Annotated in this window: 14 protein-coding genes and 1 pseudogene; 8 read left to right on the top strand and 7 right to left on the bottom strand. The window is 63.8% G+C overall.

The window, feature by feature from the left end; genetic code table 11:
* Window positions 1–168: 168 nt before the first annotated feature.
* Window positions 169–1832: pseudogene (locus ARGLB_RS07885) on the top strand (thiamine pyrophosphate-dependent enzyme).
* 61 nt (window positions 1833–1893) lie between these two features.
* Here the strand turns inward: ARGLB_RS07885 and ARGLB_RS07880 are convergent.
* From ARGLB_RS07880 to ARGLB_RS07870, 3 genes are all read right to left on the bottom strand, one after another.
* Complete coding sequence (locus ARGLB_RS07880) at window positions 1894–2670, bottom strand: glycoside hydrolase family 16 protein (protein WP_003800878.1); 777 nt, start codon at window positions 2668–2670, stop codon at window positions 1894–1896.
* Between the two features lie 135 nt (window positions 2671–2805).
* The gene (locus tag ARGLB_RS07875) at window positions 2806–3279 is read right to left on the bottom strand and encodes a VOC family protein (RefSeq protein WP_003800877.1); all 474 of its coding nucleotides are present in this window, start codon (window positions 3277–3279) and stop codon (window positions 2806–2808) included.
* A gap of 46 nt (window positions 3280–3325) precedes the next feature.
* Complete coding sequence (locus ARGLB_RS07870; protein WP_003800874.1) at window positions 3326–3709, bottom strand: VOC family protein; 384 nt, start codon at window positions 3707–3709, stop codon at window positions 3326–3328.
* A gap of 98 nt (window positions 3710–3807) precedes the next feature.
* Between ARGLB_RS07870 and ARGLB_RS07865 the strand changes: the two genes are divergently transcribed.
* Window positions 3808–4218 carry a DUF3054 domain-containing protein gene (locus ARGLB_RS07865; RefSeq protein WP_003800873.1) on the top strand — a complete coding sequence of 137 codons (411 nt, stop codon included), beginning with the start codon at window positions 3808–3810 and terminating at the stop codon, window positions 4216–4218.
* A 51-nt stretch (window positions 4219–4269) separates the two neighbouring features.
* Entirely contained in the window at window positions 4270–4551 is a 282-nt protein-coding gene (locus tag ARGLB_RS07860) for an Lrp/AsnC family transcriptional regulator (protein ID WP_003800871.1), read from the top strand.
* A gap of 93 nt (window positions 4552–4644) precedes the next feature.
* Here the strand turns inward: ARGLB_RS07860 and trpD are convergent, their stop codons facing one another.
* Complete coding sequence (trpD, locus tag ARGLB_RS07855) at window positions 4645–5703, bottom strand: anthranilate phosphoribosyltransferase (RefSeq protein ID WP_043418357.1); 1059 nt, start codon at window positions 5701–5703, stop codon at window positions 4645–4647.
* Window positions 5704–5851: 148 nt separating this feature from the next.
* On the opposite strand from trpD, the gene ctaE reads away from it, so the two are divergent.
* The 4 genes from ctaE (at window position 5852) to qcrB (ending at window position 10186) form a co-directional block, all read left to right on the top strand.
* Complete coding sequence (gene ctaE, locus ARGLB_RS07850; RefSeq protein WP_217491537.1) at window positions 5852–6490, top strand: aa3-type cytochrome oxidase subunit III; 639 nt, start codon at window positions 5852–5854, stop codon at window positions 6488–6490.
* Between the two features lie 88 nt (window positions 6491–6578).
* Window positions 6579–7367 (top strand): cytochrome bc1 complex diheme cytochrome c subunit, encoded by a 789-nt coding sequence (qcrC, locus tag ARGLB_RS07845; RefSeq protein ID WP_003800866.1) that lies wholly within the window; start codon window positions 6579–6581, stop codon window positions 7365–7367.
* A gap of 100 nt (window positions 7368–7467) precedes the next feature.
* The gene (qcrA, locus tag ARGLB_RS07840) at window positions 7468–8538 is read left to right on the top strand and encodes a cytochrome bc1 complex Rieske iron-sulfur subunit (protein WP_003800864.1); all 1071 of its coding nucleotides are present in this window, start codon (window positions 7468–7470) and stop codon (window positions 8536–8538) included.
* A complete protein-coding gene (gene qcrB, locus ARGLB_RS07835) occupies window positions 8516–10186 on the top strand; it encodes a cytochrome bc1 complex cytochrome b subunit (protein ID WP_003800863.1) in 1671 nt (556 codons plus the stop codon). Before qcrA ends, qcrB begins: the two co-directional genes overlap by 23 nt.
* A 139-nt stretch (window positions 10187–10325) precedes the next feature.
* Here the strand turns inward: qcrB and ARGLB_RS07830 are convergent, their stop codons facing one another.
* A complete protein-coding gene (locus ARGLB_RS07830; RefSeq protein ID WP_003800861.1) occupies window positions 10326–11117 on the bottom strand; it encodes a GntR family transcriptional regulator in 792 nt (263 codons plus the stop codon).
* Window positions 11118–11301: 184 nt separating this feature from the next.
* Here ARGLB_RS07830 and ARGLB_RS07825 point away from each other — a divergent pair, with 184 nt between their 5' ends.
* Entirely contained in the window at window positions 11302–11595 is a 294-nt protein-coding gene (locus tag ARGLB_RS07825) for an HPr family phosphocarrier protein (protein WP_003800859.1), read from the top strand.
* 97 nt (window positions 11596–11692) lie between these two features.
* Here the strand turns inward: ARGLB_RS07825 and ARGLB_RS07820 are convergent, their stop codons facing one another.
* A complete protein-coding gene (locus ARGLB_RS07820; RefSeq protein WP_003800858.1) occupies window positions 11693–12094 on the bottom strand; it encodes a cytochrome c oxidase subunit 4 in 402 nt (133 codons plus the stop codon).
* Entirely contained in the window at window positions 12091–13812 is a 1722-nt protein-coding gene (gene ctaD / locus ARGLB_RS07815) for an aa3-type cytochrome oxidase subunit I (protein WP_003800856.1), read from the bottom strand. The genes ARGLB_RS07820 and ctaD overlap by 4 nt, the downstream gene beginning before the upstream one ends.
* Between the last annotated feature and the right edge of the window lie 7 nt (window positions 13813–13819).

Raw genomic sequence — 13819 nt, 5'->3', positions numbered from 1 at the left:
CCCGACCCCCATCAAATAGAGATCCGCAGCTTTACACCCACCCGCCCGCCGAATAGCCAAAGAAAGCACATGACAACAGAGTCCCAGTCCCCCCAGACCGCCACCGACAACCGCCCCAATCTTGACCGGGCCCGCGGACAAGATTTCCGCTAGGCTGGCCCCGAGAGCGTGCCTGCACCGCACGCGGCCCTGAAGTCCGCCGGGCATGTGATCGTCGATTCGCTCGCGGCCCATGGCGTGGAGCGCACCTATGTGGTGCCCGGTGAAAGCTTCCTTGACGTCCTGGACGGCCTGCACAGCTCCGATATTGAAACCATTGTCTGCCGGCACGAGGGCGGGGCGGCGTACATGGCAGAGGCTGACGGCAAAATGAACCAGCGACCCGGGGTGGCGATGGTCACCCGGGGACCCGGTGCAGCCAACGCGCACGTGGGGCTGCACACGGCCTGGCAGGACTCGACACCGATGCTGCTGTTCGTGGGCCTGATTCCGTTCGCGCACCGGGACCGCGAGGCGTTCCAGGAGTTCGACATCAAAGCGTGGTTCGATACCGGTGCCAAACGCGTCATGGTCCTCGACCACGCGGAGCGGGCATCCGAAATTGTGGCTGAGGCCATGTTTGCCGCCATGAGCGGCCGGCCGGGGCCAGTGGTGGTGGGCCTGCCCGAAGACATCCTCCGGGACCTGATTGATCCGACGCCGCACCCGCCCATCCCGGTGGCCGGCGGCGGCATGAGCAGCAACGACGCCGAGGCACTGAAGGCTGCACTGGCTGTGTCCAACAAGCCGCTGTTCGTGACGGGCGGCAACGACTGGACCCAATCCGCAGCTGATCAGCTGACCGCATGGCTGGAGCGGCACCAGATTCCCGCCGCCGCTGAATGGCGCACCCAGGGAACAGTCTCCTTTGACTCCCCGTCCTATGTGGGTCCCATCGGTTACGGCCGCCCGCGCCCCACCTACGACCTGCTGGAGGAAACCGACCTTCTCGTCTTTGTGGGTACTGTCCCGGGAGACGTGATTACGGACGGATTCGTCTGCCGGCAGGACTGGAGCAAGAAGAACTTCCTGGTCACCATCGACCCCTCACTGCGCGGCCGTTCGGGCCCCGTCTCGCGGCAGATCCTGGCGAAACCCGAGGCCTTCGTCCGCGACCTGGCCGGCATCGACGTGCAGGTGAAGGAGGAGTGGAAGGCGTGGACAGGCCGGATGAGGGCGGAGCAGGAGTCGTTCGCCGCGCTCCCCTCACCCGTCCCCGCCCCCGGACCGGCCCGGATGGACACCCTGATGGCACACCTGGTCCCTAAGCTGCCTGAGGATGCCCTGGTGACGTTCGGGGCGGGCGAGCACACAAACTGGGCCCACCGGTACTTCCCCACCCGCCGCTACGCCTCAATGATCAGCGCCCGGAACGGCTCCATGGGCTATTCCATCCCCTCTGCCGTCGCGGCCTCACTTGCTGAGCCGCGGCGCCGCGTTGTCACTGTTGCCGGCGACGGCGAGTTCCTTATGAACGGCCAGGAACTCGCCACCGCGGCCCAGTACGGTGCCACGCCGCTGGTCATCGTCATGGACAACCAGGAGTACGGCACACCATCCGTACCCATCAGGAGCGGCACTATCCCGAACGTGTGTCCGGCACCCAGCTGAAGAATCCGCACTTCGGCATGATGGCCAGGGCCTTTGGCGGGTTCGGCATTACGGTTACCGAGGACAAGGACATTCCGGCCGCCTTGGACGCGGCGTTGGCCGCCATCGAGGAGGACGGCGTCTTCGCCCTCATCCACCTCGTGGTGGAACAGCGGGTCAAGGCCTACCAGGCCACCGCCTGACGGAAACGGACGACGGCGGAACCTCCCGCCGTCGTCCCCCGGAGAACTTTTCTGCTCCGTGCTACCGGTAAACGCGTACCCAGTCGACGATCATCTGGGTCTGAGTAGTGACGGTTCCGTCCGGGAACCAGTCGAGCTGGAGCGTCTGATGCATGCCCACGGTCGGCAGGTGGGCCGGATTAGTGTCGATGAACCACGGGACCCCGTCGATATAGCCGGTGATTCCGGTCCGGGTCCACTCCAGGGCGTAATTGTGCCACTGGGTAAGGTCGATGGCCTTGGCCGCCCGCGTCTGAAAGTTGGACCGCGTGCAGGCGTAATGGAGGCTGAACTTGATCACGTTGACGTTGCCCAGCGCCTCCGCGTAGTCAATCTCGGCGCAGTTCGGCGAGTTGTTGTCATTGGGCCACAGCAGCACCACCGGGTGGTACTCCACGTCCCGCACAGTGGTTCTCATCCTGGTTTCCCAGCGGCCGTATTTCTGCTGAGCGAACCTGGCGGACATCCCGCCGGTGGTGCCATTGGCGTCGCCGGTGATGAAGGCCGCCCCGTACATAATCTTCACCGCTTTAGGGCTGCGGATCCCGTTGCCGTCATGGCCGACGCTGTCATACACCTTCCACTTAAGCGGGTTGGGCGCTCCCAGGTAGTTGAACTCGTCTCCGGCCACCACCAGACCCCAGTTGCGCAGGACTGCGGCCTGCACGTTCGGCGCGACAGTCGCTGCGACTGCCCCGTCCATGGTTCCCACGGAGTAGTCTCCGTTCAGGTTTACTGCCGCCACATTCAACGAAACGGCAGCGATGATTGCCGTTGCCAGCCTTCTTCTCCACAGCATGACTCACCTCGGTTTGCAGCCTTCGCAGCGCCCCGCCCAACGCATCCTGTTCAGTACTGTTCAGTACCCTGCCCACAGGGTACTGATACTTCTTGGAAAAACCTTGGGGTGCTGGGTGGCCGGCTGTCCGGGGAACTACCCGCCGTCGTATGCCCGCCGGAGTTCTGCGATCTCCAGCTTCTGCATGCCCAGCATGGCCTGGACGGCGCGCTGGGCGCCGGCTGGGTCGGGCCCGTTGATCAGCTGGCTGAGAACTTTCGGCACTATCTGCCACGAAACGCCGTACCTGTCCTTGAGCCAGCCGCACTGGCTCTCACTGCCGCCCTCCGTGAGGGAGTTCCAGTAGCGGTCAACCTCTTCCTGCGAGCCGCAGTCCACCACGAAGGACACCGCCTCACTGAAGGAGAACGCCGGTCCCCCGTTCAAGGCCTGGAAAGTCTGGCCCTCGATTTCAAATTCGACGACGACGGCCTGGCCTGCCGGGCCGGGGCCGCCCTCACCGAAGCGTGAGACGCTGGTGATCGAGGCGTTGTCGAAGACGGACACGTAATATTCGGCCGCTTCCTCCGCCTGGTTGTCGAACCACAGGCAGGGTGTGATTTTCTGCACGCTGCTCTCCTCCTTCGTGGGGCCCGCCTGGTTTGCCGGCGCCTGCTCAGGCGGGCGGACCGCCGTCGGCCTCGTGGCTCACCAGGCCGACCGTATTACCTTCACTGTCCCTGATGAACGCCATCCATTCATCTGTCCCCGCCGGGCCGAGCCGCGCATCATCGTGATGGAAAATCACGTGCGGCGCGCTGACCACTTCCACACCCGCGGCTTCCAGTTCCGCCACGCGTGACCGCACGTCCGGGACCTCAATGTAGACCACCGACGACGGCGCTCCCCGCTCCAGCAGGAGCCTGACGCCGTCGAGATCGAAGAACAGCAGTCCTGGCGGCTCGAAGACCGCCGCCGGCGCGGAACCCAGCAAGGCGGAGTAGAACTCCGCTGCCCGGTCAAGGTTTTCGGCATGCTGGGCAATCTGGACGAGCTTCACCAGGACTCCTTCCGTCCGTGCACGTTGGTTCTGCCTGACATCGTCACGGCATATTCCCGTCGGGGCAAGACCTGCGGAAAACGGATAGGCTCGGAATCATGCCTTCCACGACAGACCGTTCCGGAACACGGGCGGTTCCGGCCCTGACGGCCGCCGCAGCTGCGGCCGATTTCGTCCTCATCCTGACCTTCGCCGCCATCGGCCGCGATGCCCATGCGCGGGGTGAGTCAGTGACAGGAATCCTGGCCACGGCCTGGCCATTCCTGGCCGGCGCGGCCGTCGCCTGGCTGCTGCTGCGGGTCTGGAGGCGGCCCCTGGCGCTGTGGCCGGCCGGCGTTGCTGTCTGGCTCGGCAGCGTGGCCATCGGAATGGTGCTGCGCGCGCTCACGGGACAAACCGTGGTGCTGCCGTTTGTGATCGTGGCCCTGCTGAGCCTGGCGGTATTCCTCCTTGGCTACCGCCTCATTGTGGCCATAGTCCTCCGCCTGCGCGGACGCCGACGCGCCTGACTCCATGTATTAGGCTGGCAGCACAGCTCAACAGATCCGGAAGGGTTCACAGTGATCACCGCATTCGTCCTGATCAAGACAGACGCCTCGCGCATCCCCGAGACGGCCGAGGAAATATCCGCCATTGAGGGCATCAGCGAGGTCTACTCCGTGACCGGGGAATGGGACCTGATCGCCGTGGCACGCGTGGCGCAGCACGAAGACCTCGCGGACGTCATCGCCGACAAGCTGTCCAAGGTGCCCGCCGTCGTGCACACGACCACCCATATTGCCTTCCGCGCCTACTCGCAGCACGACCTCGATGCCGCCTTCGCGCTGGGCTTCGAGGAATAACAGCCCGTATTTCGCTGTCTGACGACGGAGGGGCCAGGCACCTGCAGGTGCCTGGCCCCTCCGTCGTTGGCTGCCTTAGGGCTTGTTCGGTGCCTATGCCTGCGAGAGGCTGACCCATTTCTCCAGGACGGCCGCGGCTGCGCCTGAGCCAATGGATTCCGCGGCACGGTCCAGGGCAAGCTTCATGCGGTCCGTGAGCGGACCGTCGGCCTGTAGGTCGTACGCCACCAGGCCTGCCGCCGCGTTCAGCAGGACCGCGTCCCTCACCGGGCCTGTTTCCCCGGCCAGGACATTGCGGACGACGGCGGCATTCGCCTGGGCGTCCCCGCCGCGCAGCTGCTCGACTGTTGCCTGCGGAATCCCCAGGTCCTGGGGCGAAAAAGTCTGTTCGGTCACTGCACCGCCGCGGATCTCCCACACGGTTGACGGTCCGGTGGTGGTCAGTTCGTCCAGGCCGTCGCTTCCCCGGAACACCAGGCCGCGGCTGCCGCGGCGCGCCAGGACGCCTGCCACCAGCGGCGCCATGCGGGCGTTCGCCACACCTACTGCGGAGGCCTGCACCCGGGCGGGGTTGGTGAGGGGGCCGAGAAAGTTGAAGGCTGTGGGGATCGCGAGTTCACGCCTGGGAACCGCGGTGTGCCGGAAGGACGGGTGGAAGACCTGGGCGAAGCAGAATGTGATGCCCGCTTCCTCGGCGTTCCGTGCAACGTCGGCGATGGGGAGGTCGAGCCGCACCCCCAGCGCTTCCAGGACGTCTGCCGATCCCGACGACGACGACGCCGCCCGGTTGCCGTGCTTTACCACCTTTGCGCCCGCTCCGGCGCAGACCAGCGCCGCCATGGTGGAGATGTTCACAGTGTTGAGTTGGTCACCACCGGTGCCCACGATATCCAGCTTTTCACCGGAGATTGAGATCGGATTGGCATGGGACACCATGGCATCAACGAGGCCGGCGATCTCCTCCACGGTCTCGCCCTTGGCCCGCAACGCCACGAGGAAACCGGCAATCTGGACGGGCGTTGCGGCCCCCGACATGATGGTGTCCATGGCCCATGACGTACTGTCCGCACTCAGGTGTTCGCCGTTCAACAGTGCCGAGATGAGGCGCGGCCAGGTGTTCCCTGCCGCCGGTGCCGATACCTGTGAAGTCACCTCCTGATGCTATCGAGGTGCCCGACGCAAAGACCAATATGAACGTCCCCGGGAACTTTTCAGCGCGAATTCGCGTCTTTGTAGAAAAAGTCTCCGCAAAAGGCGGTTTGCGTTGGGCAAGCCGAAGTTTTACAGACATAATGTCTATGTGACATCTGCGACCCATGCCCCCAGTACCCCTGCGCACCCCACGCTGAACCGACCGAACATGGTCTCCGTCGGGACCGTCGTCTGGCTCTCCAGCGAGTTGATGTTCTTCGCCGGTCTCTTCGCCATGTACTTCACACTCCGGTCCACTTCCGGCCAGATGTGGGCGGAAGAGACGGCCAAGCTCAACTTCCCCTTTGCGCTTGTTAACACGATCGTCCTCGTGGCAAGTTCCTTCACTTGCCAGATGGGCGTATTCGCCGCCGAAAGGCTCCAGCCGCGACGCAGCGGCGGGCCGCTCCAGTTCACCCGCTGGGGCATGAACGAATGGTTCACCCTGACCTTCCTCATGGGCGCATTCTTCGTTGCCGGCCAGACCACGGAATACGCCATGCTGGTCTCCGAGCACGTGTCGCTTTCCTCCAACGCCTACGGCTCCGCCTTCTACATGACCACGGGCTTCCACGGCCTGCACGTCATCGGTGGCCTGGTCGCGTTCCTGCTGATCATGGGCCGCTCCTTCGCCGCCAAGAAGTTCGGTCACTTCGAGGCGACCTCTGCCATTGTCACCTCTTACTACTGGCACTTCGTGGACGTCGTATGGATTGGCCTCTTCCTGGTCATCTACGTCCTGAAGTAGTCCCGAGCTTTCTCCCTCTTCTCCAAGAGAACGAATTTCAAGAAGCGGCTCACGGAGCCGACGCACGATCGAATAAAGGAACCACCACGTGAAGGCACTCTCGCAGAAGCGACGTCACCCACTGGCAGCAATAGCCCTGCTGTTGATGGGCCTCCTCCTCACTGGTGGGCTGTACGCCGTTGCCACCACCGTCAACGAGGCCAAAGCCAGCACTGCAGAGTTCACCGCCAGCGATACACAGGAAGGCCAGAAGCTCTTCGAAGCCAACTGCGCCACCTGCCATGGCATGGGTGCCAGCGGAACGCAGGATGGTCCCTCACTGGTTGGCGTCGGCGCCGCCGCTGTTGACTTCCAGGTCGGCACCGGACGCATGCCCATGCAGATGAACGGCCCCCAGGCCTACAAGAAGCCTGCCCAGTTCAACGACACCCAGACCCACCAGCTGGCTGCCTACGTAGCCTCCCTGGGTGCAGGTCCGGCCATCCCGGCCGACGAATACCTGGATGAGAAGGGCAACGCCGCCGAAGGTGGCGAGCTGTTCCGCGTGAACTGCGCCATGTGCCACAACGCTGCAGCAGCCGGTGGCGCACTCACCCGCGGTAAGTTTGCCCCGGCCCTGGCCGACGTCACGGGCAAGCACATCTACGAAGCCATGGCGACCGGACCGCAGAACATGCCGGTGTTCAACGACTCGAACATCTCCCCTGAAGGCAAGCGCGACATCATCACCTTCCTGAAGCAGATTGAAGCCAACGGTTCCCCGGGCGGCGCAGACCTGGGTGCACTTGGTCCTGTTTCTGAGGGCCTCTTCGTGTGGATCGCCGGCCTGGGCGTCATCATCGCCTTCACCATCTGGCTGACGTCCCGCACGTCCTAGCCACACCAGGCACAACAAGAACGTCCTGCTGATTGCACAGCAGGTTTGGAACTGAACATAACTCGGCAAAGGCCGAGACGAGAGAAGGATGAGGCGAATCATGGGCAACCATAGTGACGGCAGTCCGAACCACTCGGGCACCGTAGCTACGGCTGGTCAGCATGAGGTGGAGAAATTCCAGGATCCTGGAATTCCCCCGCACCGCTTGCGCCTGGCTGACACGGACCCGAAAGCCGCCAAGCGGGCAGAACGGCAGGTTGCTGTTCTGTTCGCAACCTCAGTCATTGGCACCGTGATCTTCCTGGTGGCGTACTTCGCCATCGACCTGGGAGATGACTCCAGCATTGCCACCATCCGGCTGCAGAATGCGCTGCTCGGCATTGGCACGGCGTTCGCCATGCTTGGCATCGGCACCGGTATCGTGCACTGGGCCAAGGCACTGATGCCGGACCACGAAGTCTCCGAGGAACGCCACGCGATCCGCACTGAGGACGACCGCCAGGCTGCTGTCCGCATCGTTGACGACATCGTGGAGGAAACGGGCATCAAGCGCCGTCCCCTCATCCGGAACACCCTGCTTGGCGCCGTGGCACTGGCACCCCTGCCGGCCATCGCCATCTTCGGTGACCTCGGACCGCGCCCGGACGACAAGCTGGCTCACACTATGTGGGCCCCGCAGGACGGCAAGCTCAAGCGCCTCACCCGCGACCCCGATGGCACCCCCATCAAGGCCTCGGACGTGACCATCGGTTCGGCCTTCCATGTGATTCCGGAAGGCCTCAACGAACTCCACGAAGGCAAGCTGAACGAAAAGGCCAAGGCCGTCGTTCTCCTGATGCGCCTCGACCCGGCTTCGCTGAACCCCTCCGCGGGACGCGAAAACTGGGGCTACAACGGCATCGTTGCCTACTCCAAGATCTGCACCCACGTCGGTTGCCCTGTTGCCCTTTACGAGCAGCAGACGCACCACCTGCTGTGCCCGTGCCACCAGTCAACCTTCGACCTGACCCAGGAATGCAAGGTTATCTTTGGCCCGGCCAGCCGCCCGCTCCCCCAGCTGCCCATCGCAGTTGACGATGAGGGCTACCTGGTCGCCACCAGCGACTTCAAAGAACCTGTAGGACCAAGTTACTGGGAGCGTGATGAGCATGAGCGCAGCATCAACAGCTGAAGCCCCCGCCTACGTAGCCAACACCAAAGTCGGACGCTTTACTGACTTCGTCGACGAGCGCGTCGGCGGATCGGGTATCCTCCGCGAATTCGGCCGCAAGGTATTCCCGGACCACTGGTCCTTCATGTTTGGCGAGGTGGCGCTGTACTCCTTCGTCATCCTGCTCATGTCCGGCACGTTCCTGACGTTCTTCTTCGATCCGTCCATGGCGGAGACGCACTACGCCGGCTCGTACACGCCGCTGAAGAACGTCGAAATGTCCGTGGCCTACAGCTCCTCGCTGGACATCTCGTTCGACGTCCGCGGCGGCCTGTTCATGCGCCAGGTCCACCACTGGGCAGCGCTGCTGTTCGTTGCCTCGGTCGCAGTGCACATGCTCCGCGTGTTCTTCACCGGCGCGTTCCGCAAGCCCCGTGAGATGAACTGGGTGGTGGGCGGTGTCCTGCTGATCCTGGCCATGGCTGCAGGTTTCACCGGTTACTCCCTCCCCGATGACCTGCTGTCCGGTAACGGCCTGCGCATTATCGACGGCGTGATCAAGTCGATCCCCGTGATCGGCACCTACATCTCGTTCTTCCTGTTCGGTGGCGAATTCCCCGGCACGGTCATTATCAGCCGCCTGTACACGCTGCACATCCTGCTCGTGCCGGCCCTGATCCTGCTCATGATCGTTGTGCACCTCTTCATGGTTGTTGTCCACAAGCACACGCAGTACCCCGGCCCGGGCCGCAACGACCGCAACGTCGTTGGCTACCCGCTTGGTCCGGTCTACGCTGCGAAGGCCGGTGGCTTCTTCTTCATCGTGTTCGGTGTCATCGCGCTCATGGCTGCGTTCTTCACCATCAACCCGATCTGGAACTACGGCCCGTACGACCCCTCCCCCGTGTCCGCAGGCACCCAGCCTGACTGGTACATCGGCTGGGTCGACGGCGCACTGCGCCTCATGCCCGGTGTGATCGGCGACTTCCACTTCGAATACATCATCTTTGGCCACGTCCTGACGCTGAACGTCCTGCTTCCGGCACTCGTTCCGGCAGGCCTCGTGTTCACCGTGCTGTTCATGTACCCGTGGATCGAACGCTGGATCACCAAGGACAACCGCGAGCACCACGTCCTGGACCGTCCCCGCAACGCTCCCACGCGTACGGCGATCGGCATGGCCGGCTTCACGTTCTACTGCGTCATGTGGGCCGCCGCCAGCTCCGACCTCATTGCAACGCACTTCCACGTGGCACTGAACGACGTCACCTACTGGCTGCGCGCACTGTTCTTCATTGGGCCGGTCATCGCGTTCGTGGTCACCAAGCGCGTGGCCCTTGCGCTGCAGCGCAAGGACCGCGAAATCGCCCTCCACGGCCGTGAGACCGGGCGTATCGTCCGCCTCCCGCACGGCGAGTTCATCGAGGTGCACGCTCCGCTGGACGAGTACAAGCGCTACAAGCTGGTCGGCTTCGAGTCGCCCGCACCGCTTCCGGCCGAGCCGAACGAGCACGGTGTGGTGACCCGCAAGGAAAACCGCCGCGCCAAGCTGTCCCGCTGGTTCTTCGAGGACCGCGTTGCTCCGGCTACGCCCGCCGAACTGGAAGCCAGCCACGGCCACCACGAGGCCGTTGAAGCCGGCGAGGGACAGAAGACCCTCAGCCACTAGAAGGCCAGGCCATTAGCAAGCTCGGCCACCAGGCATCAACGCTTCACCCACGAAGCAACAGAGAAGGCCCGGTCCACCAGGACCGGGCCTTCTCTGCATCCCCGTACAGAAGTCATGAGGCAGGCGGCAGCCGGCCAGGCTACTGCTGCCGGTATCCCGATGCGTAGTTGCGCGTCGGCCGGACTCCGGGCCGCTGCAGCGGCACCCAGAGCTTGTACCGGTCAGCACGGTAATAGGAGACGGAGTAGTCCACCATGGCCCGCGCGACGAACGCATGCCGCTGGATCTTCAGCAGCGGCGCGCCGATTTCAACGTTGAGCAGCCGGGCGGTGGAAGGCGACGCGGCCGTGGCCTCGATCATGTCCTCGCCCCATTCCATGACGAGGCCGAACTGTTCGCTCAGGACGTTATAGAGCGAGGTGGGCGGCTCGCCGTCGAGCAGTCCCGGCACCCGGTGGGCCGGGATGAAGTTCTCGTCCACGCTCATTGGCTCGTTATCGGCCAGCAGGAGGCGCCGGAAGCGCACGAGGGGTGTTCCCTCCTCCAGCTGCAGTTCGCGGGCCAGGAAGGCGCTGGCCGCGATCTGTTCGAAGCTCAGCACCTTCGCTGCGGGCACCATGCCGCGGCGCTGCATCTCCTCGCTGTAGGAGGTCAGCTTCACCTGGAGGTCAAGCTTCGGTTTCCGGACGAAAGTGCCGAGGCCGACCACCCGTTCGATGACCTCCTCGCCCACCAGGGCGTCGATGGCCTGCCGGACGGTCATCCGGGCCAGGCCGAAACGTTCAGCAAGGTCCCGTTCGGACGGCAGCGCCGAGCCCGGCGGGCAGGACGTCGCAATGTAGGTCCTGAGGATCTCACGGAGCTGGACGTAGATGGGCGTCCCGCTGGTTCTGTCGATTTCACCGGCAATGCCGGCCACGTTAGCCGCCACGGCGGCCGCTCCTGTAATGCATGCTCACAGTTCAAGGGTAAGCCAACGCGTCCGCAGGTCTAGACCAGACCGTTCCCCGGCAGATTGGCGGCACACGGGCCGATATTCTTAAAGGCGAACAAAAATGGAAAGACGACGGCGGCTTCCCCCAAAGTGCCATCCCGTCCAAGACTAAGGAGTCCAGTTGCCCGTTCGTAAGGCAATCGTTTCTGCGGCCATCGGCCTGCACGCCAGGCCGGCAGCGGTGTTCGTCCGCGCGGTCACGGATTCAGGGTTACCGGTGACCATCCGCAAGGACGGCATTGACGCCGTGGATGCCCGCTCCCTGCTTGAGGTCATGACTGCTGACTTCAACTACGGTTGCGAGGTTGAGCTGGCAGTCAAGGAATCGGCCCTGCCTGCGGGCAAGAGCCTCGGTGAGGCCGAGGCGGCACTCTCGGGTCTCGTGGAGCTGTTGGCATCGCAGAAGGCCAGCTAGCGCCGGTTTAAAGACAAGCAGAACTCAAAGGCAAGCAGAACGACGGCGGGCCCCACCAAAAGGTGGGGCCCGCCGTCGTTCTATGGAACAGAAAGCGCTAGTGTGCGTGGTCTCCGCGGCTGTACTCGTAGACCCAGCCCACGAGGGCCACCAGGGCCATACCGCCGGCGATGAACACGATCCAGAACCCTACGGCCAGGCCGAGGAATCCCGCGGCGCAGGACAGGCCCAGGACCAGAGGCCACCAGCTCCAGGGGCTGAAGTGGCCCTGCTCGCCGGCGCCTTCGTGGATTTCTGCGTCAGCCCGGTCCTCGGGACGCATGCCCACCCGCTTGCCGGTGAAGCCCAGGTAGGCACCGATCATGCCTGCGAGGCCACCCACCAGGAGGATGCCCAGGATGCCGACCCACTCAGACCAGTTGGTGAGGAAGCCGTAGATGATGGAAATCGGAACGAAGAAGAAGACTCCTGCTCCAAAAATCCAGGACTCGATTCTCATTGCGCAGTGTCCTTCTGATCGGCGTTGCCGAGCACGTTTGCTGCAGGTGCCGGCGATTCAACGGTGTGTGACTGGGAGAGCTCAGGGTGGTGCAGGTCCAGGGCCGGACGCTCCGAGCGGATGCGCGGCAGGGACGTGAAGTTGTGCCGCGGCGGCGGGCAGGACGTGGCCCACTCAAGCGAGGCACCGAAGCCCCAGGGATCGTCAACCTGAACCTTCTCGGCGCTGCGTGCGGTGATGTACACGTTCCAGAAGAACGGGATCAGGGAGGCACCCAGGACGAACGAGGCAATCGTGGAGAACTGGTTCATCCAGGTGAAGTTGTCCTCGACCAGGTAGTCGGCGTAGCGGCGGGGCATGCCCTCGACGCCGAGCCAGTGCTGGATCAGGAACGTGCCGTGGAAGCCCAGGAACAGGAGCCAGAAGTGGATCTTGCCGAGGCGCTCGTTCAGCATCTTGCCCGTCCACTTCGGCCACCAGAAGTAGAAGCCGGCGAACATCGCGAACACCACGGTGCCGAACACCACGTAGTGGAAGTGGGCCACCACGAAGTAGGAGTCGGAGACGTGGAAATCCAGCGGCGGGGAGGCCAGGATGATGCCGGTCAGGCCGCCGAAGAGGAACGTGATGAGGAAGCCGATGCTCCACAGCATGGGGGTTTCGAACGTCAGCGAACCGCGCCACATGGTGCCGATCCAGTTGAAGAACTTCACACCGGTGGGAACCGCGATGAGCATGGTCATGAAGGAGAAGAACGGCAGCAGCACGGAACCGGTGACGTACATGTGGTGCGCCCACACGGTCACGGACAGGGCCGCAATCGCGATGGTCGCGTAGACCAGGCCCTTGTAGCCGAAGATCGGCTTGCGGCTGAAGACCGGGAAGATCTCGGAGACGATGCCGAAGAACGGCAGCGCGATGATGTACACCTCGGGGTGGCCGAAGAACCAGAACAGGTGCTGCCACAGGACGGCGCCGCCGTTCTCCGGGTCGAAGATGTGGGCGCCGAAGCGGCGGTCCGCGCCGAGGGCGAACAGTGCTGCGGCCAGCGGCGGGAACGCCATCAGGACCAGGATGGCCGTGACCAGGGTGTTCCAGGTGAAGATCGGCATGCGCCACATGGTCATGCCGGGGGCGCGCATGCAGATGATCGTGGTGATGAAGTTGACCGCGCCCAGGATGGTGCCGAAGCCGGACAGTGCCAGACCGAAGACCCACAGGTCACCGCCGACGCCGGGGCTGAAGGTGGTGTTGGAAAGCGGCGCGTAGGCGAACCAGCCGAAGGATGCAGCACCCTGCGGGGTGATGAAGCCGGAAACGGCGATGGTGGAGCCGAACAGGAAGAACCAGAAGGCCAGCGCGTTCAGACGCGGGAACGCAACGTCCGGTGCACCGATCTGCAGCGGCATGATCACGTTCGCGAACCCGGCGAACAAGGGGGTTGCGAACATCAGCAGCATCACCGTGCCGTGCATGGTGAACAGCTGGTTGTACTGCTCCTTGGTCTGCAGGATCTGCATACCCGGTTCGAAGAGCTCGGCGCGGATGAGCAGGGCCATCACGCCGCCGAAGCAGAAGAACACGAAGGACGCGATCAGGTACATGTACCCGATGGTCTTGTGGTCCGTGGACGTGATCCAGTTGACGACGATGCGTCCCTTGGATTTGGGTACTACGGGAGCCTCGAGGATCCCGGGGGTCTGGGTGTAAGTAGCCACTTCGCTT

It is taken from the genome of Arthrobacter globiformis NBRC 12137 (assembly GCF_000238915.1).
Lineage (GTDB): Bacteria > Actinomycetota > Actinomycetes > Actinomycetales > Micrococcaceae > Arthrobacter > Arthrobacter globiformis.
The sequence above is the reverse complement of the archived record's forward strand: the minus strand, read 5'-3'. Positions and strand labels throughout refer to the sequence as shown.

Coding starts and splice junctions, on each gene's coding strand:
- qcrA (WP_003800864.1), top strand. CDS start 7,468: ATGGGCAACCATAGTGACGGCAGTCCGAACCACTCGGGCACCGTAGCT.
- ARGLB_RS07880 (WP_003800878.1), bottom strand. CDS start 2,670: ATGCTGTGGAGAAGAAGGCTGGCAACGGCAATCATCGCTGCCGTTTCG.
- qcrB (WP_003800863.1), top strand. CDS start 8,516: ATGAGCGCAGCATCAACAGCTGAAGCCCCCGCCTACGTAGCCAACACC.
- ARGLB_RS07820 (WP_003800858.1), bottom strand. CDS start 12,094: ATGAGAATCGAGTCCTGGATTTTTGGAGCAGGAGTCTTCTTCTTCGTT.
- ARGLB_RS07865 (WP_003800873.1), top strand. CDS start 3,808: ATGCCTTCCACGACAGACCGTTCCGGAACACGGGCGGTTCCGGCCCTG.